The 23,328-nt window shown below is 41.1% G+C and carries 20 protein-coding genes and 5 pseudogenes; 1 reads left to right on the forward strand and 24 read right to left on the reverse strand.

Translation table 11 applies throughout. The features are described 5' to 3' along the window. Nucleotides 1-9: 9 nt before the first annotated feature. From ACQRCC_RS14185 to ACQRCC_RS14240, 12 genes and pseudogenes are all read right to left on the reverse strand, one after another. Nucleotides 10-1,431 (reverse strand): AAA family ATPase, encoded by a 1,422-nt coding sequence (locus ACQRCC_RS14185; protein WP_427851415.1) that lies wholly within the window; start codon nucleotides 1,429-1,431, stop codon nucleotides 10-12. 396 nt (nucleotides 1,432-1,827) lie between these two features. After that, entirely contained in the window at nucleotides 1,828-2,748 is a 921-nt protein-coding gene (locus tag ACQRCC_RS14190) for a sugar phosphate isomerase/epimerase family protein (protein ID WP_427851416.1), read from the reverse strand. Between the two features lie 15 nt (nucleotides 2,749-2,763). Beyond that, nucleotides 2,764-3,744 carry a sugar phosphate isomerase/epimerase family protein gene (locus ACQRCC_RS14195; RefSeq protein WP_427851417.1) on the reverse strand — a complete coding sequence of 327 codons (981 nt, stop codon included), beginning with the start codon at nucleotides 3,742-3,744 and terminating at the stop codon, nucleotides 2,764-2,766. A gap of 18 nt (nucleotides 3,745-3,762) precedes the next feature. Then, nucleotides 3,763-4,737 carry an ABC transporter permease gene (locus ACQRCC_RS14200; RefSeq protein WP_427851418.1) on the reverse strand — a complete coding sequence of 325 codons (975 nt, stop codon included), beginning with the start codon at nucleotides 4,735-4,737 and terminating at the stop codon, nucleotides 3,763-3,765. Beyond that, nucleotides 4,734-4,991, reverse strand: a complete 258-nt coding sequence (locus ACQRCC_RS14205) for a hypothetical protein (protein ID WP_427851419.1) — start codon at nucleotides 4,989-4,991, stop codon at nucleotides 4,734-4,736. The genes ACQRCC_RS14200 and ACQRCC_RS14205 overlap by 4 nt, the downstream gene beginning before the upstream one ends. Nucleotides 4,992-5,024: 33 nt before the next feature. After that, nucleotides 5,025-5,081, reverse strand: a pseudogene (locus tag ACQRCC_RS14210) (hypothetical protein); the annotation flags it as partial. After that, nucleotides 5,077-5,706 (reverse strand): flavodoxin, encoded by a 630-nt coding sequence (locus ACQRCC_RS14215; RefSeq protein WP_427851420.1) that lies wholly within the window; start codon nucleotides 5,704-5,706, stop codon nucleotides 5,077-5,079. The gene ACQRCC_RS14215 and the pseudogene ACQRCC_RS14210, both read right to left, overlap by 5 nt. Nucleotides 5,707-5,772: 66 nt before the next feature. Further along, nucleotides 5,773-6,375, reverse strand: a complete 603-nt coding sequence (locus ACQRCC_RS14220) for a hypothetical protein (protein ID WP_427851421.1) — start codon at nucleotides 6,373-6,375, stop codon at nucleotides 5,773-5,775. A gap of 127 nt (nucleotides 6,376-6,502) precedes the next feature. Further along, entirely contained in the window at nucleotides 6,503-7,396 is an 894-nt protein-coding gene (locus tag ACQRCC_RS14225) for a LysR family transcriptional regulator (protein ID WP_427851422.1), read from the reverse strand. Between the two features lie 127 nt (nucleotides 7,397-7,523). After that, nucleotides 7,524-7,679: pseudogene (locus ACQRCC_RS14230) on the reverse strand (carboxymuconolactone decarboxylase family protein); the annotation flags it as partial. A 9-nt stretch (nucleotides 7,680-7,688) separates the two neighbouring features. After that, entirely contained in the window at nucleotides 7,689-8,162 is a 474-nt protein-coding gene (locus ACQRCC_RS14235) for a flavodoxin (RefSeq protein WP_427851423.1), read from the reverse strand. Nucleotides 8,163-8,178: 16 nt separating this feature from the next. Further along, nucleotides 8,179-8,859 (reverse strand): annotated as a pseudogene (locus ACQRCC_RS14240) (alpha/beta hydrolase); the annotation flags it as partial. A gap of 396 nt (nucleotides 8,860-9,255) precedes the next feature. Between ACQRCC_RS14240 and ACQRCC_RS14245 the strand changes: the two are divergent. Next, nucleotides 9,256-10,200, forward strand: a complete 945-nt coding sequence (locus tag ACQRCC_RS14245) for an Abi family protein (RefSeq protein WP_427851424.1) — start codon at nucleotides 9,256-9,258, stop codon at nucleotides 10,198-10,200. A gap of 154 nt (nucleotides 10,201-10,354) precedes the next feature. Here ACQRCC_RS14245 and ACQRCC_RS14250 read toward each other — a convergent pair. The 12 genes and pseudogenes from ACQRCC_RS14250 to ACQRCC_RS14305 all read right to left on the reverse strand — a co-directional run. Continuing rightward, nucleotides 10,355-10,494, reverse strand: a pseudogene (locus tag ACQRCC_RS14250) (family 1 glycosylhydrolase); the annotation flags it as partial. 17 nt (nucleotides 10,495-10,511) lie between these two features. Beyond that, nucleotides 10,512-10,733, reverse strand: coding sequence for a hypothetical protein (locus ACQRCC_RS14255; protein ID WP_427851425.1), 222 nt, complete (start codon nucleotides 10,731-10,733; stop codon nucleotides 10,512-10,514). Nucleotides 10,734-11,105: 372 nt separating this feature from the next. Then, nucleotides 11,106-12,338 (reverse strand): glycerate kinase type-2 family protein, encoded by a 1,233-nt coding sequence (locus tag ACQRCC_RS14260; RefSeq protein ID WP_427851426.1) that lies wholly within the window; start codon nucleotides 12,336-12,338, stop codon nucleotides 11,106-11,108. A 71-nt stretch (nucleotides 12,339-12,409) separates the two neighbouring features. After that, nucleotides 12,410-13,609 carry a Gfo/Idh/MocA family protein gene (locus ACQRCC_RS14265; protein ID WP_427851427.1) on the reverse strand — a complete coding sequence of 400 codons (1,200 nt, stop codon included), beginning with the start codon at nucleotides 13,607-13,609 and terminating at the stop codon, nucleotides 12,410-12,412. Nucleotides 13,610-13,635: 26 nt separating this feature from the next. After that, nucleotides 13,636-15,009 carry an MFS transporter gene (locus ACQRCC_RS14270; RefSeq protein ID WP_427851428.1) on the reverse strand — a complete coding sequence of 458 codons (1,374 nt, stop codon included), beginning with the start codon at nucleotides 15,007-15,009 and terminating at the stop codon, nucleotides 13,636-13,638. A 46-nt stretch (nucleotides 15,010-15,055) separates the two neighbouring features. Then, nucleotides 15,056-16,750, reverse strand: a complete 1,695-nt coding sequence (locus ACQRCC_RS14275) for a hypothetical protein (protein ID WP_427851429.1) — start codon at nucleotides 16,748-16,750, stop codon at nucleotides 15,056-15,058. Nucleotides 16,751-16,851: 101 nt separating this feature from the next. Continuing rightward, nucleotides 16,852-17,127: pseudogene (locus tag ACQRCC_RS14280) on the reverse strand (flavodoxin family protein); the annotation flags it as partial. Next, nucleotides 17,079-17,954 (reverse strand): Gfo/Idh/MocA family protein, encoded by an 876-nt coding sequence (locus tag ACQRCC_RS14285; protein WP_427851430.1) that lies wholly within the window; start codon nucleotides 17,952-17,954, stop codon nucleotides 17,079-17,081. The gene ACQRCC_RS14285 and the pseudogene ACQRCC_RS14280, both read right to left, overlap by 49 nt. 21 nt (nucleotides 17,955-17,975) lie before the next feature. Next, the gene (locus tag ACQRCC_RS14290; RefSeq protein ID WP_427851431.1) at nucleotides 17,976-19,163 is read right to left on the reverse strand and encodes a thiolase family protein; all 1,188 of its coding nucleotides are present in this window, start codon (nucleotides 19,161-19,163) and stop codon (nucleotides 17,976-17,978) included. 12 nt (nucleotides 19,164-19,175) lie between these two features. Beyond that, nucleotides 19,176-19,919 (reverse strand): 3-oxoacyl-ACP reductase FabG, encoded by a 744-nt coding sequence (gene fabG / locus ACQRCC_RS14295; RefSeq protein WP_427851432.1) that lies wholly within the window; start codon nucleotides 19,917-19,919, stop codon nucleotides 19,176-19,178. Between the two features lie 103 nt (nucleotides 19,920-20,022). After that, complete coding sequence (locus ACQRCC_RS14300; protein WP_427851433.1) at nucleotides 20,023-21,603, reverse strand: acyl CoA:acetate/3-ketoacid CoA transferase; 1,581 nt, start codon at nucleotides 21,601-21,603, stop codon at nucleotides 20,023-20,025. 42 nt (nucleotides 21,604-21,645) lie between these two features. Next, nucleotides 21,646-23,301, reverse strand: coding sequence for a class I adenylate-forming enzyme family protein (locus ACQRCC_RS14305; protein ID WP_427851434.1), 1,656 nt, complete (start codon nucleotides 23,299-23,301; stop codon nucleotides 21,646-21,648). Nucleotides 23,302-23,328: the final 27 nt, after the last annotated feature.

The following is a 23,328-nucleotide window of genomic DNA, read 5'->3' on the forward strand; positions in this document are numbered from 1 at the left end:
GTCAAAATATTACAATGAGATTGGAATGCTGTTTTGATTTGTCTTATTCAGCACTTCTTTTTCATATACATAGGCAATTTCCTTATTTGGAATTCTCACATCACACATATAGTTCCCGTCATACTGCGGATAAATTGCAGACACACACAGGTAACCGGCATCGAGAAGAAAACTGTAAATACTGTGAGGATTATTCTGAATCTCGGGATAAATCACGCTCGTATCAATATATGCGGTGATATTCTGACCACTTAACAGTTTATGCAGATTTTCTGTAATTTCCGGTGTCGCTGATGCGATGATCTCACCCACAATATCATTACTTCCTGTTGACTGCCAGAATGCTTTTGGAAAACACCGGTCTGCAATATAATTAATCACTGACCACGGATTGAAAATCTCCGTATTGCCAAACAGATATCCATCGTACCATTCGCAAACCTCACCATATTTATCAGAAACACCATAATACTCAAGCATTTCCTGGACTTCTTCCTTAGTAAATCCAAAATACTGGCTATACGCTTTGTCCAATAGCGAGTTAATCTTCAGATTATTAAGTCCACTGAAGATACTTTCTTTAGCCACTCTCAGAATTCCTGTCAGAAATCCATAAGCCAAATGAGGATTATCTTTTAGGCCGCCCGAGAAGAAGTTTCTCATGAAACCTATTATTTCTGAATAGAAACCACAGGTATGCCCCTGTTGGATTGGTGTATCATATTCATCAATAATGATGATTGCTTTCTCTCCATAATGCTTATGCAGAAGCAAAGACAGCAGTTGCAAAGACATCTGGTCATCTACTTTATCTGCATTCCCTTTTGCAATTTTTGAAAACTGTGCTTTCTCGTATACACCCAGCTTTTCGCTGGTCTCCAGTTCCATATGACGCTGGTACTCCATAGCAATGAGATTGCTGATATGCTGAATGGTCTCTTCCCATGAAGAGCATTTCACATCTTTAAAGGTCATGAAAATAACCGGATATTTCCCCTGATAAGCAGTGTATTCCTCGCCACACTGCCAGATTAATTTATCCTGAAAATATATAGAATTATCTTCCTCTGTCTTTTCAAAGAAAACACGTAACATATCCATATTCAGTGTTTTCCCAAAGCGCCGCGGACGGGTAAACAAAGTAACCATCGGTCTATTATTCAGAAAGTCTCGAATCAGGAGTGTTTTATCAACATAATAGTATTCGTCTACCGCCAATTTAAAATCAGAAATTCCTATTGGAAGCGGTTTTTGCTTTTTCACAGAAGAATTATTTACGTTTTGAGCATCATTTTTTTCATCTATCGGAATCATCCAGGCACGCCCCTTCTTTATAGCCCCCTGAATTTCCCCATTTTTACACATCTGCTGGACTCTGCGAACGGTAAGTCCCATCTGAGAAGCAGCTTCACTACCAGTTATATATTTCATGCCGAGACCTTCTTATATAGCTTTCTTTGTTCTTATTATACTCATTTATGCGAAATTTAGCAATTTACATTTCGTTTAAATTGCATGTATACGAAATATGTGTAATCTATTTCGTTATCCTGGTGTTTATCTTGGGTGCTATCCTGGGGGCTAATAGAAAATCACCACAAATCCATTGCATCAATAATATACTGATCTGCCTTTTTGAAAGTTCCATAATGGAACCTGTAAACCTGCGGATATCCGTAAATGGCAACCTCTCATTTGTTGCAAATTACAATAATTATTTTTTCGGAAGAACGTGGCAAAATTTGATATATTAAACCCCTGAAAATACCCATTTCCCGGGATCTTCAGGGGTTTATAAATCATTTTGCTCTAAAAGTTGTAAAGAAATCAAACAACAAACTGTTCCAAATATTTTTTACTTAACCGAATTGAATCCAACACACGATCCTGTGTATTTTCAAAAGATCGATCCTCCACTTCTATGCATGCACATCCATCAAATCCAATATCTGTAAGTGCCGAAACATATCTTCCCCAGTCCACATCACCAAGTCCCGGGATCTTAGGGCACATATAATCTAGTGGATATGCCATAGTCCCACAATCCTTTAGCTTCTCTTTAAACAGCTTTATATCTTTGAAATGCACATGGAATATCTTATCCTTAAATTCATATAACGGCTGAATATAATCCATCATCTGCCACACAAAATGGGAAGGATCATAATTAATTCCCAGGTTCTCATAAGGGAGAATTCTAAAAATTTCTCTCCAGTTTGCAGGATTACTCATAATATTCTGGCCCCCAGGCCACTGATCTGGTCCAAAAATCATGGGGCAGTTTTCAATAGCAACCTTCACATCTAATTTAGCTGCATACTCTAAGATTTCCGGCCAGATTTGTTTTACCAGTTCAAAATTATCTTCTTTGTTCTTTCTCTGATCTCTCCCGATAAAAGTAGTGACCATATTCACTCCCAAAAGGGAAGATGCTTCTATTACTGTTTTCAGATGATTAATGTTTTTTTCCCTCTTTTGCAAATCCCCATCAAGCGCATTTGCATAATAAGCAAGCGCAGAAATCTCCACTTTTTTCTCCTTTGAATAGTCAAGGATATGTTTTCGATATTCTCCATCTTGCACAGCTTTCTTGACATCAATATGACAAGTTCCGGCATAACGTCTTTCTCCCTTACCCATGGGCCAACATGCTACTTCGGCACACTGAAGTCCTTCTGTATTTGCAAAATCCAACACTTGTTCATAAGAATAATGTTCTAGAATTGAAGTAATAAACCCTATCTTCATATTGTAACCTTCTTTTTATTTTCCTTCTCCAAAAAGCTTGTCCTGTCTTCCTTCGTATACATTTTCAATAATCAATGGCTTTAAAAATGCCGCCGTCTTCTTTACGCCATCCATACGGCTCATAGTCACATCCTCATGTTCATAGCTTAATGGTCCTTCATACCCCACCAGAGAAAGCTCTGTGATAATCTTTTTCCACTGCACATCACCCCATCCCGGAATTCGGAATCTGTAAGCTCTATCCAAATCATGCATATCACCATGTTGCAATGTACCTGCAGTTCCAAGATTATGCTCTGCCAACTCTGCATCCTTAGCGTGCACATGGTAAATACGATCCTTTAAAGTATCAATAACCGCACAAGGATTCAACAACAAATATTGAATATTGGCAGGGTCAAGGTTGTATCCTAACGCCGGATGATAATCAACCAATTCTAATGCTCTCATTGCAGTCTTCAGATCATATACAAAACTATTAGGATGAATTTCAATGGCAAATTTGCATCCATATTCTTGAAATTTATCTAAAATAGGTGTGAATCTTTCTACAAATTGTTCTTCATACTCAGACCATCCCTGTCCATACGGGAAAAAGAAAAATCTTCCCCAATTTTCAACACCAGGATATCCTACAATCGTAGATACTTCCAATGCATTTGCTGCCTGGGCAGTACGGATCAGACTTTCCGTACCATGCTTAATCTTCTCCTCTGGAGTTCCCTTATAAATAAAATCAGTATCCTTTCCGGTAGGTCCCATAATCAAAAAAGAATCTGAATGGTTAGCGAGTGCAGCAATCTCCATATCATAGCTCTTCACCATTTTCTTAATTTCATCTGCTTTTCCTGGCTTTAAAACATCTGCCGTTTCCAGCTGACCGTTTCCTTCGTAAGCCGGAATCTCCAAGGCTTCATAACCATATGGTTTAATCAGCTTAATCACTTCTTCTAATGGTTTTTCTGTAAAATTGGCTGTAAAAAATCCTAATTTCATATTCTACCTCCATAACTATTAATCACTCTTTTTATTTAAAAATATCTGCAATAATACTGCCACAATAATAATCGTTCCTTTTACTGCATTTACCAAGAATGGATTCACTCCAAGAAGATTCATAAGATTATCAATAATTCCCAACGTCAAAGTACCCAATACTGTACCGACGACGGTTCCCTTACCACCCGCCATGCTTGTGCCACCAATCACTGCTGCTGCAATAGCATCCATCTCATAGCCACTGCCACTGGATGCTGAGTTTACACTTCCCAGTCTAGATGTCTCAACAACTGTCGCAATCAGGATCAAAACAGATCCAATAACATAAACCATGGTTTTAACCTTTACAACATTAACTCCGGCAAGTTTTGCTGCCTTTTCATTACTTCCTACTGCATACACATGCCTTCCTACTCCAGTATGCGTCGTATAAAGATAGATAACAATCGCGCAAACCAACCATACGATGATTGGCATAGGTATGAGACCAAAAAGATTTTTGTTAGAAATCGCAATATAAGAAGAGCCAGCGCTACCGCTGGATGAAATGCCACCACCATTCATCCAAAACTGACTAATGGATCTGTAAATACTCATCGTTCCCAAAGTCGTAATAAACGCCGGTACCTTAAATTTTGCAGTTACATACCCTGTCAGAAATCCAACTACAACAGCAACTACAAGACCTGTTAAGAGCGCCAAAAAAACACTTTGTGTGTTAACCAGGACATTAATTACAACAACTCCTATAAATGCAAGCTGAGATCCAACAGAAAGGTCTATTCCTCCAGTAATGATAATTAATGTCATTCCCAAAGCAATGATACCAACAACAGAATTGTTTCTTAAAATATTTATAATATTATTAAGTTGTAAAAAAATCGTTCCTTTTACCGCAAGTGCAACTATAAACAGCGCCAGAAACGACACAAGTGCACTATGATCACTGACGATTTTCTTTAAATCAAAACTTCTAGTTTCTTTTTTCATAGTGATTCATCCTTTCTATTCACTTCGCCACCGGTTGCTGCTATCATAATAACTTCTTCGCTGGCTTCCTCTCTATTCAATTCTGCTTTCACATCTCCGTGGAACATTACATATATTCTGTCACAAAGAAGAAGCATCTCCTGCGCCTCACCAGATAACACAAGAAAGCTCACCCCCTCGGCCGCAAGATTTTGAATCAACTTATATATTTCCAGCTTTGCTCCTATGTCTACGCCCTGTGTCGGATTATCCAAAATTATAAGATCTGGATCTGAACTGAGGGTTCTTGCAAGAATTACTTTTTGCTGGTTTCCTCCAGAAAGACTTGTGATATTATCCTCAATCCGCTACCCAGTCTTTTACATCTTTTTCTGAAACACCAGAACGAAAACGATGACCTTCCAGCCAGTTTCCTGTTCCGGCAGCTTCTTCTAACAGTTTTCCACTTTCACCCAAATCTGACGAAGAAGAAGTACAAAATGGGATCACAGTCTTTCCGGTAAAATCATTGGCTGTAATAAATCCGTCCATCGGCCAGGCTGCAATACCCCACCAGATAGGGTAACCGATATAGATCGTGTCGTAAGCTTCCCAGTCGGATACCGTTGTCTCTACAAGTTCAACTACCCTCTCATCAGGATTGTCATGTTCCCGTGAGACCCGGCTGTCCTCATTCGTCCAGTCCAGATCCTCAGAAGTATACGGTTCTGCCGGTACCAGTTCAAATGTATCCGCTCCTGTTGCATCTGCAATATACCCTGCGACTTCTTTTGTGTTTCCCGTTGCCGAATAATATACAACCAGAGTCTTTCCACTTTGTACCTCACTGGGTTGCTGTTCCGTCTCCGGTGCAGTATCCTCATTTGTAGACTGAGATGTCTGTTCGTTGTTTTTATCACTCTGGCTACCACAGGCGACAAGGTTTAATGCAAGCATCACGCTTAATAATATGGTTATAAGTTTTTTCATAATAGTTTGCTCCTTTCCTAATAGCACTCCCGAAAGATTGTAAGAATTTCTTCATGATTCATACACTTATATGCTCCCTGCACACAAATCCTCACATGCGGTCCGTGCACCAGGACGGTAAATCAACGCAAATGCGTTATATCCTTGTTTCGATAATTCCAATGCATGGGGAAAACTGTCGTGCATGGCTCCCACATAAGCAAAACCACCGCCCGCGTTGCATATCGCAAATTTCTCTCCCGGATTTCCCTTAAAGAAGAATAATCCTGTATCTTCTTTATCCGGATCCGCCTTCTTTTCATCTTCTGTATAGATATTATAGAAAATGGTATCCCCTGCTTCGGCATGCTCTTTCATATAATTGGTGATTTCCACTGTTTTGTCCGGATCAATATTGCTATACCAGGTCAACTGCAATTCACCTAATGTATTTCCGCTGTAATATCCGGCATTTACCGGGAATATTAATCTGCCATATTCCTCAAAAACCGGATCATTGATAACCTCAGTAATTCTTGTATCTGCAGTGTAGATATATTCCATTTCTTCCTCCCCATCATGCTCTAATCCCTCTGGAATTTGCTCATTGGTTTTATTTGCATTTCCACATGCAGAAAACGACATCATAACAATGACTGACAAAATTCCCAAAGCAATGATCCGCTTCATGATATCCCTCCTTTTCATTATCTTTTCTATCATTTATTTTCTTCAGTATAAAAAAATCGAGGCTTCCTTAGAAGTCTCGATTCGTTCATTAGTTTATACTTATAGGTTATTACTTAACTATAGATACTTATTGATGCAGTACCGTTTGAATTGCCGCAAGAAAACGCTTTACAGTTTGCGATGGAGTTGGAGAGTGTAACAGTCCATAAGGAATACTGTGATTCCATTCCACAGGAATCACCTTAAGCAGAGGATGCACATTTTCCCAAGCCTGAACAACCCTCAAAATATCATTGCTATTTTCGCAGCGATTAAACACCTCAACACTATAAAAATCAAAATCCACAACATGGATTTTTCTGTGATTTGCCCAGATATCATCTCGAAGCTGATCCACATAATGACTCCATCCCCGATGCATAAGCATCAGACGTTCGCCATATAAATCCTGAATCGTCAGTTTATTCTTATCTGCAAGTCGGTGATGAATCGATACCGCACAACATAATGGCTGTCGGGATATTTCAAAGCCGGCACAGTTTCGTACGTTCAACATCGTATCGTCAAATATTCCTGATACTACATCAATATTTTGCCCCAGATTTCGTAAAATCTCCCTCGCATTTTCCGGAGTATTCTCAAATGGAACCAGCTTAAACTTGACATCCGGACATAAATCGTGAATCTTGGGCCACAATTCCACCAGGATGTTTGCCGGAGTCATTGGTGAAGTTCCAATACGGATAACATTGTCATCTTCCTGCATAGCATTTTTCGCCCGAATCACAGAATCACGACAATATTGAATTATATATTTTGCATCGTTATATAAGGATATGCCCGATTTCGTCAGCTTCAATCCTCGATGAGTACGCACAAACAACTTTACACCCAAATCTCGTTCTAAGAGATTAATCTGCTTGATTACTGCCGTCGGGGTGATATAGGATAACTCGGCTGCCTTATTGAAACTCCCAGAATCAGCTACCAGAATAAATGTTTCAAGTTGTGGATTATACAAATCGTACACCTCCTTGAATATGGCTATATTTTATATTATATTTAGAATAAACCAAGAAACAAGCATTTTCAATATACTATAAAACTTACCTATCACCCATTTTCTCATCTTGCGCATTGCATAGTCATACCAAGATTTGTCCTCCACCACTTTTTGCATGATGGATATGCCCGTTATTTCTGCATCCGGATTCAAAGGTCACATTGAAAATACCAACCTGATCCGTAGATACCGGAGCCAAATAACTTTGTCCTACAAAATATTTTGCAAATGCGTCATTTGGCTGTGTTGTTTATGAAATACGTTTTAGCCACTCCTCGATTTCCTGCTCTGTAGCCCGGTTGAATATTTTGCCTTCTTTTATCATTGCGCTCTCGGCAGATGGCTTAAGCTCCCTTACCGTATTTCCAAATCCACTTCCACCTGATGTTGCAAACAATACGATTTTTTTGTCTGAAAAATCATAGCTTTCCAAAAATGTATTAATAATGGTAGGCGCTACATACCACCAGATTGGAAATCCTAAGATAATCTCATCATATCTCTCAATATGGGCATCTGTATCTTTGATTTCCGGTCTGTACTTTTTATCACTCATCTCTACACTGCTTCTGGATTTTTTATCCATCCAGTTCAAATCGGCCTTTGAATACGCTTGCTTTGGCACGATTTCATACAAATCAGCTTCTGCTGCTGATGCAATCATCTCTGCTACTTTTTTTGTTGTTCCACTGGCACTAAAATATGCTACTAATTTCTTTTTCATATTTACTTCCTTTCCGTTACATATTCTGCTTGAAAAAAACGTCCATTTTATCAAATGGAATCACATTCAGATTATCATAAAGGTCTGTATGAACCGCTCCGGGAATTACTAACAGTTCCTTGTTAGCTGAATATTTACTATCCTGAATCATCGCATCATAAGCATCCTTTCCAAAATAAAAGCTGTGTGCCTTTTCCCCATGCATGATAAGTACAGCACTTCTTATTTCGTTACTGTATTTTAAGATAGGCTGATTCATGAAAGACTGACATCCGATACTGTTCCAGCCATCATTGGAATTAAGACTTCTTGTGTGATAACATCTCCCTTTATAATACTCACTGTAATCCTTTACGTAAAAAGGTACATCCTCAGGAACCGGCAGTGATAAGCATCCACCTGCTCGTGAATACTCTCCTTTTTTATATTCTTCTGTACGAAGTGCATTCAGGGCCTGCTTCTTCTGATATCGGGATTCCTCACTATTTTCAGAATCAAAGTATCCATTTGCGTTTACTCTGGTCATATCATACATCGTGGAAACAACCGTTGCCTTAATTCTAGTATCAAGTGCAGCTGCATTCAGTGCCATACCGCCCCATCCACAGATACCGATAATGGCAATTTTGTCCGCATCCACATCATCCTGTACAGAAAGGAAATCCACGGCAGCCATAAAATCTTCCGTATTGATATCATACCATACTTATTTTCATTTTTTGAAAGGATATATTCATGTATACAATAGGGTAAGTTCCTTTCTGTCCAGTGTACCACTCTCTTTCCCTTTTACAAGATCTTGCTCCACACGATACACCAGTCTCCGATTTTCTCAAGAAATGGTCTGAACAATTCCACTACTTATATTACCTTCTCTCGTATTATGTATAATCAACCTCGATTATAGCATATACTATAATTGAGCTAAACGCAGATTCCAACGAATAGAACTAACTGAAAATTTTTCAGTATATTGACTTCTACCGCCGTTTCTGCTATATTAAGCTCAGTGATCGTGTTGCGGAAACTTGCGAAGCCCGTGACCGGGGGAGAACCTGCGGGTCTCTCCCTCTTTTATTATAAGGAGAAATGTATGTTATCACAGAAGAAATTTTCCACCTTTTCAGAACAGGTTGAATGGCTCCAGGATGAAAAGCATCTCATCATTTCTGACAAGCAGTATGCCGAAGATATTCTGAAGCATATCGGCTATTTTCCTTTAATGGGCGGCTACAAGCACTTATTCAGAATTCCCCTAACAAAAAAATATAAAGATGGAACTTCTTTTGATGAAATTGTTTCTCTTTATGAATTCGATGCAGAGCTTCGGGAATTGTTCTTCAAATATCTACTGCAGATAGAGCGACATCTTCGCTCACTGATGTCCTACTATTTTTCGGAACAATATGGGGAATCACAATCCGCTTATCTGGATGCAAACAATTTTAACAACAGCCGCCGGAACCATAATACTGTTAGCCGCTTAATTGCGACTTTACAGAGAGCTGCATCAACAACCGATTATGTTTATATTAATTATTACCGGAATACCTACGGGAACATACCACTTTGGGTACTGATTAACGTCCTTACTTTCGGAAATCTTTCAAAAATGTATAAGGTTTTCCCACAATCCCTGCAATCCAAAGTATGTAAAAATTTCGGTATTATTAACCAACGACAAATGGAACAGTTCTTATCTGTCCTGACCAAATTCAGAAATGTATGTGCCCACGGCGAGCGGTTATTTACATACCGGACAATAGATAATATTTCTGATCTTCCCTTGCATAGAAAAATGTCAATACCTATGAACGGAATCCAGTATCAATACGGAAAAAATGATTTATTTGCTGTTGTCATCGCCTTTCGCTATTTAATACCGAGTAAAGATTTTCTTGTTTTCAAAAGAAAATTAGCTGCTCTGATTGACCATATTTCGAAAAAACTTGTCCATATAGACAGCTATGAACTCCTTAACAAAATGGGTTTTCCACCCAACTGGAAAAATATTACCCGTTACCGTTTAACACCATAAGAGCGAAAAAAGGAAGATGCCGCCATCAAAAGCAAACCCTGTTTTTGTGGTTCTGCTATGGTTTGTATCGGATTCAGGTATTCTTGGATCTGCTGTTGCACAAACAGACTCATAATAACTGAACGAAATGAAATCTACTGTATTTTTCAGGATATTCATCAAAAACCTGATAATAAAACTCTAATCCAGCCTCATTGGGAGTGAGCTCATCACCATGCGGAAAAATTCGACTCCATGCAATAGACAATCTGAAAATTTTAAACCCATTTCAGCAAATAGCTTAATATTTTTCTTCCGAAAAAGCATGACCATTAAAAAGCGAGCAGACCAGCGAAATAATCATTAACGATTTCGATAAGCCTACCACAGAAAAGGATTTCATCCATACCTTTTATGGCTGCAAACAAAATATTTCTACTATCCTGTATGATTTTCGAGAGAGCATCCTCCTGATGTATCGCCATCAATTCTGTCCGAAAGGATTCTGATAAATAAAGAGGATTGTTGCCTGCATATTCCCGAATTATTTCCATATCCTCAACTCCAATCATACATAATGTTTAACATATTCATTATAAACAAAATTACCAGACAATTGCAAAAAACAAGAGCTCTCTTTGTATTTATAAGTTAATACTTGAAAGCTCTTGTTTATATCTTTATTTTGCACAATTTGTTCTTATTATGACATAATTCAAGTCATTCTAAAGTGTCAATTTAACACTTTGAATAGCTGAGGTCTATACCTTTCATATAGACCTCACGGCTATTTATTTCATCGGTAAGGGCAGCAGAACTTGTCAGTCCTAATTTATTTTCAAGTGCCATACTCACAGTAAACGCACCGGTTTTGGTCAGATTCTCTGTTGATATCTTACGCCTTCCCCAATACTGACTGCCCAGAATCACCTTTTTATGAGAAGAACTGAGATATCGTTGACATTCGTTCCTGTCGCACCGGTTATGATCAGGCCTCCTGCGCTTTTTAATGCATGATACGCATCATTTTGTTTTAATGCTTCATAAATATTGATACCTGCTTTTTCAAGAAGACTTTTTGTACCGCCGTCACACCAGCCGCCTGCGGCGTCAGTGGGACCGTCTGTCCCGTCACTGCCTATGCTAAATACTGCTGTATCCTTCAATCCATCTATTTCATTTGCAGCCGAAAGCGCCAGCTCCTGATTTCTTCCACCTTTTCCGTTTCCTGTAAGATAAACGACGGTCTCACCTCCTGCAATATATGCCAAACTTTCTTCTGACTCCTGATGACTTTTTGCGATTGCTCCCAAAAAAGCCCCTGCATCTTTTGCCTGGCAATCCAACTGATCCGTGAGCAGTATTGCCCGATAGCCGCATTCTTCACAGGCTGCCTTTGCCGCTTCACAAAGTTCTCTCACACTTCCCGTAATTACCGTTTCAATATTGTTTAATTCCTTCGGTGTTTCGATATGCAGTAATTCTATGGCTTCCTTACTCAGTTTCAGTTTATATTTTTCTATGATCCGAAGAGCCTCTTCACATGTGCTGCTGTCCGGATACGCCGGTCCTGACGCAATCATATCCAACGGATCTCCCAGTATATCGCTTAAAACAATGCTGTAGACATGTGCAGGTTCACACAGTTTCGCAAATTTTCCACCCTTTACCGCAGAAAGACGTTTACGGACAGTATTAATCTCTACAATATCAGCGCCGCACGCCAGTAACTGTTCCGTAATATACGCAAGTTCCTCTTCTGCAACCAAAGGCTTTTCAAACAACGCAGAAGCACCGCCCGAAAGTAAGAACAACACAGTATCCTCCTCCTTTAAATCTGACACCATGTCCAATGCGGCCTGTGTACCTTTAAAAGAATTTCTGTCAGGAATGGGATGTCCTCCTTCAAAACAAGTTATATTAGGAATATTTCTTTTTACATGGCAGTATTTTGTACATACCACTCCTGCAGTAATTCTTTCCTGCAAAACAGCTGCCGCTGCATTTGCCATCTCCCATGCCGCCTTTCCGGCAGCAATTACATAAATGTTTCCATTAAGAAATTGTTTTTCTTTTAATGCCCGCATTACTGCTTCATTGGGCAGAACCTTCTTAATCGATTCCTGTATAATATAATCCACATCTTTTCTCAAATCCATAATCTGTATTCACCCTTCCTTTCCAAAGCAATAACATTGGGCTTCAGATGCATAACACTTCCGTACGCAGCTTATCTACTGATGCGCTCGTCTGATACATCTTTTACTTTAACAGGTATATCCTCTTTTGCTGAGCAGATTGCCGCCATTGTGGTCTGAACCGCCCGCAGCCCATCTTCACCGCTGTATCTGGACTTCTTGCCAGCAGTCAATGCATCTACAAACTCAAAAATCTGATTCCGGTGCGCTCTGCTGTAGTAGGATACCTCTGAATCCCAAATCTCGTCTCCGCCCTCGTCAAAACGGAAGCTTTCTGTTTCCCCGTTCTTCCGATGCAGTACAAGATGTGCTGCTTCTCCTTTGCATTCGAGCCCTTTTCCGCCTTCGCCAAGAACTTCTATCATACCTTTATCACCGATGACCATCACGGAAAATCCCGTATATGGATCATATTTCCCATTCAGGTATTCCGCACGCATCCAGATACCCTGACACGCAGAATCTTCATAAGTCCATGTCATAATCGGAATATCTCCTGCCGCATTTGTTCCATACAGATGCATTTTCCCACTCTCTACTTCATGTTTCTGCTGCTCGTTCATCCATGTAAGATCACTCTTTACAGAATATACTTCCTTAATCTTCGAATCATTCATCAGGTATTCTGCAGTTGAGAAGAAATGTACGCAATGATCGAACATCCATGGGAAACCATTACCGCCTGCTTTTGCAGAATCCATACGCCACTCACGATTTGCAGATACCGGGCGGTTGCTCATAACCCCTTCCTTTTCAATCCATGCTCCAAAACGCTCTCTTATCTGCGTAGGCTTTCCAATCTCTCCTGCATCAATCAGTTGTCTTGCTTTCATAATCGAGCTCATAAATACATAGGATTCTCCGGTCATTAAAGTAACGCCATTTTCCTTTGCTGCCTCGCAGGCTGCCTTTCCTTCCTCGAGCGTCAGGCAGAATGGCTTCTCACAGGAGATATTTTTTCCGGCTTTGGCAGCCTGAATTACCATAACAGAATGCATAAATGTCGGAGTAGTAATGTCTACAGTATTGATTTCCGGATCTTTCAGCATTTCTTCATAATCCGTATAATATTTTTTGATTCCATATTTCTCAGCTACTGCTTTTGCCTGTGCCTCATTCAGATCGCATACAGCCGTAACCTCTGCGTTTGGGTGTGCTTCATATGCATCGATATGTGAATAGCAAACCATTCCCAAGCCTACGATTCCTACTTTTACCTTGTCAATCTTCATTTTCTTTTCCTCCTGTTTTTAATTTTTTATAATTCGCCTCTTGCTTCACGTTCTTCCAGTTCCTTCATAATCTCGGGATATCTTTTTTCCAGCTTATACAGCAGCAGCAAAACCGTGTATCCGGCAAACACAAGTAACGGTCCCCATTTGTAAATTCCCATAATCATTTGGATAGCGCTGTCTGGTTGTGTAATAGTCCCTCCGGTTGTGCTGATATATCCCGCATATCCCATGAGAGAAGTCATGATCGCCGATGCTGCACCTGCTCCGAATTTTGTTCCCATGTTGCTGCCTGCAAATATTGGACCTTCCTGCCGGATGTGGGATTTCCACTGTCCAAATTCCACCGCTTCATTCACAAATCCATAAAACACAGAATTCAGAGGTGCAAAACCGATGCCACGCAGAATACAGCTCAAAAATACAAGTGTCTGGTTATATGGGTTCGCAAGCAATATTATTTGGCCCATTACTGCAATAACAATTCCACCCAGAGACATCTTTTTCTTGCCAAAGCGCTTCAGAAGCCACGGGCTGAATGCCATCGTAATAATAATCATCAACACCGTCTCAGCCAGATACATTGCACTGTAAAGCCATGAATCGTTATGAAATACATATTTACAATAATACGGAAGCATCGTTCCGGTAATGGCAAACAGAATATTCTGAAACATCTGGAAAAAGATCCCCGCATAAAAATACTGATTTGTGAGTAATGCCTTCAGTGATTTCCCCAGCGGAACTTTTACATTCTTTCTGGCTTCTATCTCTACGTTTTCTTTACATTTTGCAAAACACCAAAGATTCAGGATTACTGCAATCGTCGCCCAGATGGCCATCGTCTTAATCCATGAGGACTGTGTATCTCCAAAGACCTTTACCAAAGGCAGTGTAAAGCTCACTGCCAGGATTCGCCCGAAAGGAGCAATTCCCATCCTGTAAATGCTGAGCATATCCCGGTCATGCTGATCCCTGGATATCATAGAGGTCAGCGTACTATACGGGACATTTGTTGCCGTGTAACAGACAGTAGTACAAAGATTATATGTAACAAACATATATACAGCTTTTACTAAAACTGTTGAATTTGGAACTGCGAACAATATCACCGCAGATATTGCATAAGGCACGCACATCCAAAGCAGCCATGGTCTTGCCTTACCATATTTGGAATGTGTATTCTCAATGATGTAGCCCATAATAACATCAGAAAATCCATCAAATACTCTGGCAAGCAGCATAACAATTCCTACCGTAGCAGCCGGTATTCCGGCATAGTCCGTATAAAATAATGTTAATATCGTTGAGATCATTCCAAATACAATGTTCGCTGCCGCATCACCTCCGCCGTAAGCGATCCTGACTCCCAATGATACCCCTTCTTTTTTCTGTTCCATAAGAACTCCTTTCCATCCAGTTCCCTTTCATTACCAGGAACATTGATTATTGAATCACGACCTTTTGGTTCCTGAAACTGATAAAAGTAGTCGTACCATTCATAATAAAATATAAAATTGTAAGTATAAATGAAAGGTTCTTAAATACTCCCAGTTCCATATTTCCTGTAAAGTTCATGACTGAGATAAGCAAAAGAACTGCAAGCACAGCGTATGATACTGCTTTAAGAATTTTTATAAGCGAATTTTGCTTTTCTTCTGTTCCTGCATTTTCCAGTTCTTCATCAGCCTTCTTATCTACAAGTTCCTTCAAATCTTTCTGGAACTTTGCTTCTTCCTCCTCTTCCTTCCTGTAATCCCCTTTTGCACCAAAGATTCCCGCCAGTACCGTATACAGCACCGCAGATATGATCCATGCAGGCATAAAGATATAATAGCGATCCAGTAATCCTGTCGTCAGCATAGTTACTACAAACAGAATGCTGACAACCCATGTGATGATTGCCGGTATATTGATATTCTGTTCTTTATACATAGACCAGTACTTCGTATAGCCAATCCTCGGAAACAACAATTCTTCCACCACACACATGGCGCCCACTGCCACAGTTACCCAGCATAACAGCAAAGCAATGTATGGTATGTTCTGTACCATCGGGAAACAAGCAAGGACTGTCATAAGTATCCCCACCAAATATGTCGATTGCTTATGCGACAGCTTCGGGAGAAAACTGTTGACAGACAAAGCACACCGGTAAATTGTCGGGTTCGCTGTTGTCCAGCCTGCAACAACCACAGCACAAAGCCCCGTAGCCCCTAATACAGTATTTGTAGTTAGTCCGGGATCTAACTGTGCCATCGTGATCTTCAGTACAGAGGCAGCCGTTGTCCCCATGAATGCAGCCATGGTCCATGCAAAGAAATGTCCGATGAACATTCCTACTGCGGAAATATAACCATATTTATAATTTTTCGCGAACCGGAAGAGTCCCATATCATTCAGTCCCATATGCCATGCCAGATTATTTGCCCATGCAAAGCAGATGATATGACCGATGCCAAAATCTCCGGTTGACATCCCACTCTTGATTCCGACGTTATTATCAAACAACGCCCATACATCAGACAGAGATGAAACAGATGCTCCTGTCGCGTTCGCAATCTGCGGTAGAGAAACCAATGCTCCTACAAAAAAGATCAATATCATCCATGGTACACATGTGCTTCCAAATTTAGCACATGCCTGGAATCCATTTGCTGCGACAAATGTTACAACCACTCCCAAAATCACTACAATCGCTATAAAGCCGAGGCTGGTAGGATACCATTCCTGCTGAACGCCGATTCCGACAATTTCCTTCAGTGCAGAACCCGATACTGAGATTCCCGATGCCGCAAGCAGTGTACTGGCAAGCGCCCACACAACCGTATAAAATTTCTGTGCATAGGGTCCTAATATCTTTTTCAGATAACTATACAGCGTCAGCCGTGTCCTTGTGGCCATAACAGCACAGGTAAATGTAAAGGACAAGGTTGCCAGTATATTACCGATAAATAATCCAAGAAGGATCATCTTTGCTGAACAGCCCCATGTAACCATCGTTGCGCCAAAGACAAATTCTGTCGCAGCGATATGTTCGCCGCCATAAAGCCCCAGAAAATCACCTATTCCTGACAGCTTCTTTTCCGATATCGGCCTGTCTGTTTCCAGAACGGCCTGTGCGTTTAAATTTCTTTTCATGTCTACTCCTTTCCTGGGAAACACATCACCCTATTCCATAGGTGATTATCATATTGTCAAAAGGAGTAAAAACATCACTTTCATTTTCCTAATAAATAACCTTACCGAATAAAATTTGTTCCCACTGGCTCTTCACGTTCCGGGAGTACGATTCCCACTTCTTTTGCGGCCTCCCTGCATTTCATATAATATGTCATATTCCGAGCCAAAGTCCTCATTACCTGAAGTCCCTCCATATCTTGCTCAACTTCTTTCGGCTCAACGCCATGAACCATATTCCAATAAACCGAAGATATGACCGGCATTTCAAGAATTGTAAAATACTTATTTATTTGATCCAACGCGGCAGTTGTTCCAGCACGGCGTGCTGCCACAAGCCTGTCATGTAATCATATTTTCCATTCATTTCTTCTGCACGCATCCAGACTCCCTTGCAGGCTGGATCCTCATAGCTCCATGTCAGCATTGCAATATCGCCGATCTCTGTTCCGCCATGCAGCGACATTTCCACCTTATCTTCCGTATTCTTATGCATCCAGGAATTGTCCGCCATTAAAGAATATACTTCTGTGATTTTACTTCCCATCAGATATTCTGCTGCTGTAAAGAAGTGGACGCAGTGATCAAACATCCATGGAAATCCGTTTCCACCAGCTTTATCTGTGTTCATTCTCCATCCCCGGTGGAGCTCTGTTGTTTCACGATTGTCTAAAACTCCTTCTTTTGGAATCCATTCTCCAAACCGCTGTCTAATCTGGGTCGGTTTCCCAATTTCCCCGGCATCAATCATTTCTTTTGCCTTCAAAATGGATGTCATAAAACGATAGGATTCCTCTACCGTTAATGTCACACCGTTTTTCTTTACCGCTTCACATGCAAGAATTCCTTCCTCCAGATTCATGCAAAAAGGTTTTTCACACAAAATGTTTTTCTTTGCCTCTGCCGCTGCAACCGTCATATTTACATGGGTGAATGTAGGAGTACAGATATCAATTAGATTAATATCCTCATCCTTGAGCATCTCATTATAATCCGTATAATATTTTGCAATTTTATACTGGGCGACCACTTCTTTTGCGTGATCTTCGTCCAGGTCACAAACCGCCACAACTTCCGCATTCCTATGTGATTGAAATGCTTTAATATGCGAATCTGATACAAGTCCTAAACCTATCAGTCCAACTTTTACTTTTTCTGTTTTCATAGCTTTCCTTTCCGTTTACAATTAACATTTTGTAAAATACATTGAGATTCCCTGACCGCCGCCAATGCACATAGAAATCATTGCATCCTTTTTATCTGTACGCATCAATTCATAGAGCACCTTTACCGTTAAGATACATCCGGTCGCTCCAATTGGATGTCCGATGGAAATACCACCTCCATAGATATTGACCTTTGACATATCAAGACCTAAATCACGGGATACCGCAAACGCCTGACTTGCAAATGCTTCATTGATTTCAAACATATCAATTGATTTCAAATCCAGTCCCAGTTTTTTTGCCAGTTTTTCACTGGAAAACTTCGGCGAATAACCCATAAGCTCTGCATCAAACCCGGCTACTGAATAACCCTCAATCTTAAGCTTCGGAACTACTCCCAGCTCTTTTGCTTTTTCCATAGACATCACAACGACTGCCGCCGCACCGTCATTCAGAGAAGAAGAATTTCCGGCCGTTACTGTCCCGCCCTTTACAAAGCATGGACGGAGCTTTGCCAGCTTCTCAATCGTCTGTCCATCCCGCGGGCCTTCGTCTGTATCAAATATTGCAATGTTTCCCTTTCGGTCTTTCAGTTCTACTGGAAGGATTTCATCTTTAAACTTCCCAGCTTTTATCGCAGCACAGGCTTTCTGATGGCTCTCCAGCGCAAAGCGATCCTGTTCTTCTCTTGATACATGATATTTCTCAGCTACATTTTCCGCTGTTACGCCATTATGGTTACCGTCCAAAGGCCATGTAAGGATATCAATTACACCATCTTCAAAAGACTTATGTCCCATACGTGCTCCCCATCTTGCGTCTTTTACATAATAAGGAAGCTGTGAAATATTCTCTGCACCTGCCGCAACAACCACATCTGCAAAACCTGTCTGGATCTCCATGACCGCATCCGCAATAGATTGAAGGCTGGAGCCACACTGACGGTTAACAGAATATGCCGTACATTCCTTTGGAAGTCCTGCTTTTAAACTGATCGCCCTTGCAACAAATCCATTTTCAGCAACTTCTCCGACCTGGCCTACAATAACCTCGTCTACATCAGATGGCTTGATGCCGGCACGCTTCACAGCTTCTTCCACTACCATCGCACCCATGTCAATCGCTGAAATATCCTTTAAACTTCCTCCATAGGAACCAACCGGAAGCCTGACACCACTTACCACTACTACTTCTTTTAATCCATTCATTATTTTTTCCTCCTATACGATCATTCCGCCGCCTACGTTAATAACTTCTGATGTAATATACGCCGCGTCATCAGAGGCTAAAAATGCGACCATTTTCCCTACATCCGACGGCTTGCCTGCATAGCCCATAGGAATCCTCTGCATCATACTGTCCCATGCAGCTCCGTCTTTTACTTCTTTCAATTTCAATGTCATATCGGTTTCTATAAATCCCGGGCAGATTACATTGCAGGTAATTCCTTTTTTTGCACTTTCACGTGCAGCCGTCTTTGTCAATCCTACAACGCCGGCTTTTGCAGCCGCATAGTTCGCCTGTCCGATATTGCCAAGCCAGCTTCCTGATGAGATGTTGATAATACGTCCGCTTTCCTGTTCCCTCATGATCTTAAGCGCTTCCTGAGTCCCATAGAATACTCCGGTCAGATCAATGGCAATCACGCTGTCCCAATTCTCTTTTGGCATCTTGTGCAGCATGCCATCACGGTTGATACCGGCATTGTTTACCATAATATCCAGTCTGCCGTATGTATCCATTGCGAATTTCACCATATTCTGGACGTCCTCCTGCTCTGCTACATTGACTTTCACGCAGGCAGCCGTTCCTCCTTCGGCCTCAATCTCCTTAACTGTATCATCTGCCAGATTTACATCCGCGATAACCACCTTAGCTCCTTCTTTTGCAAGCTCCATAGCAATCCCTTTGCCAAGTCCTCTGCCTGCCCCTGTGACAATTGCCACCTTGTCTTTGAGTCTCATATTTTGTTACCTCCTTTAAATTTTTCTTTTTTATATCATGCACAGAACATAAAACACTCCTTTTAAGATATGTCTTCTGCTCCATGGCACATCATTTTATTTTTTACGCTCTTATCAAGTCCTTTAAGCCAAACGGACCGTTACCACAGAATAATTCTGCCTTCATCTCTTTCAGATTCGGACTGATGATCGGTTCAAATTCCATCAAATCCAAAACCTGCTTTTTCAGGTCAATGCCAGGAGCAATTTCTGTCAGCACCAATCCCTCCGGGCAAAGTTCAAATACTGCCCGTTCTGTTACATAGTGCATCTTCTGTTTTTTATCTCTGGCAATTTGCCCGTTATAAGAAATCTGGTCTACTTTCTTCACGAATTTAATCAGGCTTCCTTCCTGCACAATATTTAACCTGCCATCCGTAAACTCACATTTTAATCCCTTTCCGGTAAAGGTCGAGCAGAACACTACATGCTTCGCGTTCGTCGTGATATCTATAAAACCGCCGGCTCCTGTAGGCATAGGTCCAAGCTTCGTAGCATTGACATTTCCTGCCGGATCTACCTGTCCGGCTCCCATAAAGGTGATGTCCACGCCTGCGCCGTTATAGTAATCAAATTGATCGTCATGCCTGATCAGTGCAAAATTATTCTTTGCAATTCCGAAATCCACACCTCCAAGCGGGATTCCTCCATAGATACCGGATTCTACTGTAATTGTAACGTCTTCTCCAATACCTTCTTCGGAGATAATCGGCCCCACCACATCGTTAGGAATCCCGGTTCCTACATTCAATACATCATTAGCCGATAACTCCATTAATGCACGGCGCCCGATCAGCTTACGTACGGTAAGAGGTAGAACATCAGAGTTTGTGATCGGAACCTTTATGTCGCCGCAGTATGCCGGATCAAATGCAAAGCTGTGTGTCTGCCTGTGGTCAATTTCCGGATTCTCACACATGACTACCGCGTCAATAAATACACCGGGAACCGTTACGCGTTTGCAATGAAGCTGCCCGTTTTGAACTTTATATTTTGCCTGAGCTATGACTTTACCACCATACTTTTTACAAGCCATGACTGCTGAGAACACTTCCAGGCTCATTGCTTCCTCATCCGTAGTCAGATTGCCCATCTCATCCACCGCAGTTCCACGGATAATAACATAATCAAGAGGTATCGGGCGGTAACGCATATACTCTTCGCCGTCTATGGTAACGATATCTGAAATATCCGGCGCAGATTTTGTAAGCTCATTCATCTTGCCACCTTCCATGCGGGGATCTACAAAAGTTCCAAGACCTACTTTCGTAATCTTCCCCGGCTCTCCGCCTGCCATAGAGCGGTATAACTGTGCAAACTGTCCTTGCGGAATACAGTAAGCAAGAATCTTGTTCTGGGATATCAGTTCCATCATTTTAGGCTGAAGCCCCCAGTGCCCTCCAATAATACGATGCAGCATTCCCTCATGTGCAAAATGCTGGATACCTCTGTCTCTGTCACTCTGTCCGCAGGAATGTACCAAAGTCAGTCCCTGTGGCCTGTTTTCTTGCAGGAATCTTTCTTTAAGCGCTTTTAATATACTTTCAGATGCCGAGACAAGTGTCATACCAATAGTTGCTATCGTACTTCCGCTTTCAATCATTGCTGCAGCTTCTTTTGCACTTATGAATGTTGGTTGTTTCATTCTGCATGACCTCCTTTTTAATTTTTGTATTTGCAGTTACTCTTATAGTTTCTTTCTCCCGTAATCTGACTGGAGCAGAATACGTATCTTATTCTTATCTATTTTCATTCCCGGTGTCATCGGAAGGCTTCCGGCAAACACAATGACTGCCGGTATTTGGAATTTTGCAAGCCGTTCTTTAAGATATACGCGGATGTCTTCTTCCTTTAAAGCCTTATTCTTCTCCGGCACGATCATAGCCGCTGGAACTTCACCGTATATTTCATCGGGGATTCCTATTACGGCCGCCTCATGTACACCCGGAACTTCATACAAGACGTTCTCAACATCGTAGCTGCATACCTTCTCGCCACCTCTGTTAATCATATCCTTTTTGCGGTCCACAATATAAAGATATCCCTCTTGATCGATCCTTCCGATATCCCCAGTGTCCAACCAGCCATCTGAGAGTTCCTGGTTTTCGATTCCGTAGTAGCCGGATGTAACCACAGTTCCTTTTACACAAACTGTTCCAACCATTCCCGGTTTCAAGATACAACCCCGTCTATCACAAATTTTAAACTCTATTCCCGGAATTGGACGTCCTGCTGAGCCTCTGTGTTCTCCCGCCGCAGCGTCTCCAGGAAATATGGTTGCCGGAGAAGATGTTTCTGTTAATCCGTACACGGTGTGAAACTCCATTGTAGGAATCCACTCCTTCATTTCCTGTATTTTTGCCTGCGGCATGTTACCGCTTCCGCATGCAATCTTTTCAAGTAGCAATATATCCGGATGCTCTTTTTTCTCTGTCAGCAGCATAGAGAATATAGTCGGCGATGCATGGAAAAAAGTAATTGGCTTTTGTTCCATTTCTTTTGCTATGCGGTTTGCATCGAAAAATTTATGAAGCCAGACACAGCCTCCCGCATGTATAAATAGTCCAATAACTGCCGCCAAGCCAGTAATGTGATATGCCGGTATGGGGAGAATCGTATTGTCTGTATCGTCAATCTGAAATATCCGTTGATATACCATGATTGCATGCATTACGCTGTAATTTTTTAGCAGTACGCCTTTACTCCTGGAAGTTGTTCCAGATGTGAACATCATAATCGCTGTATCGTTTTCTTTCGGGATTGGAAGTATCTCCTCATCCTCTGCAGCACATGTTTCGTTTTCCACAGCCAGCTCTTTTAATCTGCCTATATCCATACAAAGCTGAAACATCTCTGTATCTTCTTTCAGAAACCATTCTTCAAAATCTTTATGGAAAATGATTCCTGACAGATCTGCCCTTTTTATGAGGGACTTTGTTTCCTGTTCTTTATACTTGGTTGATAGTGGAACCATAACCGCTCCCAGCCGATTCAACGCATAAATACTGGCACAATACTCCAAGCTGTTGTAAAGCAAAACTCCCACATGACTTCCATGCCCTATCCGGTACTCCCTGTGAAGGAATGTGGAAAATCCGTCAACAAGCTTTAGAAAGCGTTCATAGGTAAAAAATGTACCGTCATCGTCTACAAGACATATTTTGTCCGGCCACTTCTTTTCCGCATTTTTCAGAGAATCATACAAAGAAACCGGCGCATTACAATAAACAGAAAACTCTCTGCCATCAATACGTTTTTTCACTAATCCATCGAGAATTTCCTCTGACCAGTAATTCCGGCCGCAAAATATAATGTCCTCTTTATCTGTATTAGGCTCTTTCATTTTTACTTTTCCTTCCATATGATATTT

Source organism: Sporofaciens sp. SGI.106, from assembly GCF_050314255.1.
Taxonomy (GTDB): domain Bacteria; phylum Bacillota; class Clostridia; order Lachnospirales; family Lachnospiraceae; genus Claveliimonas.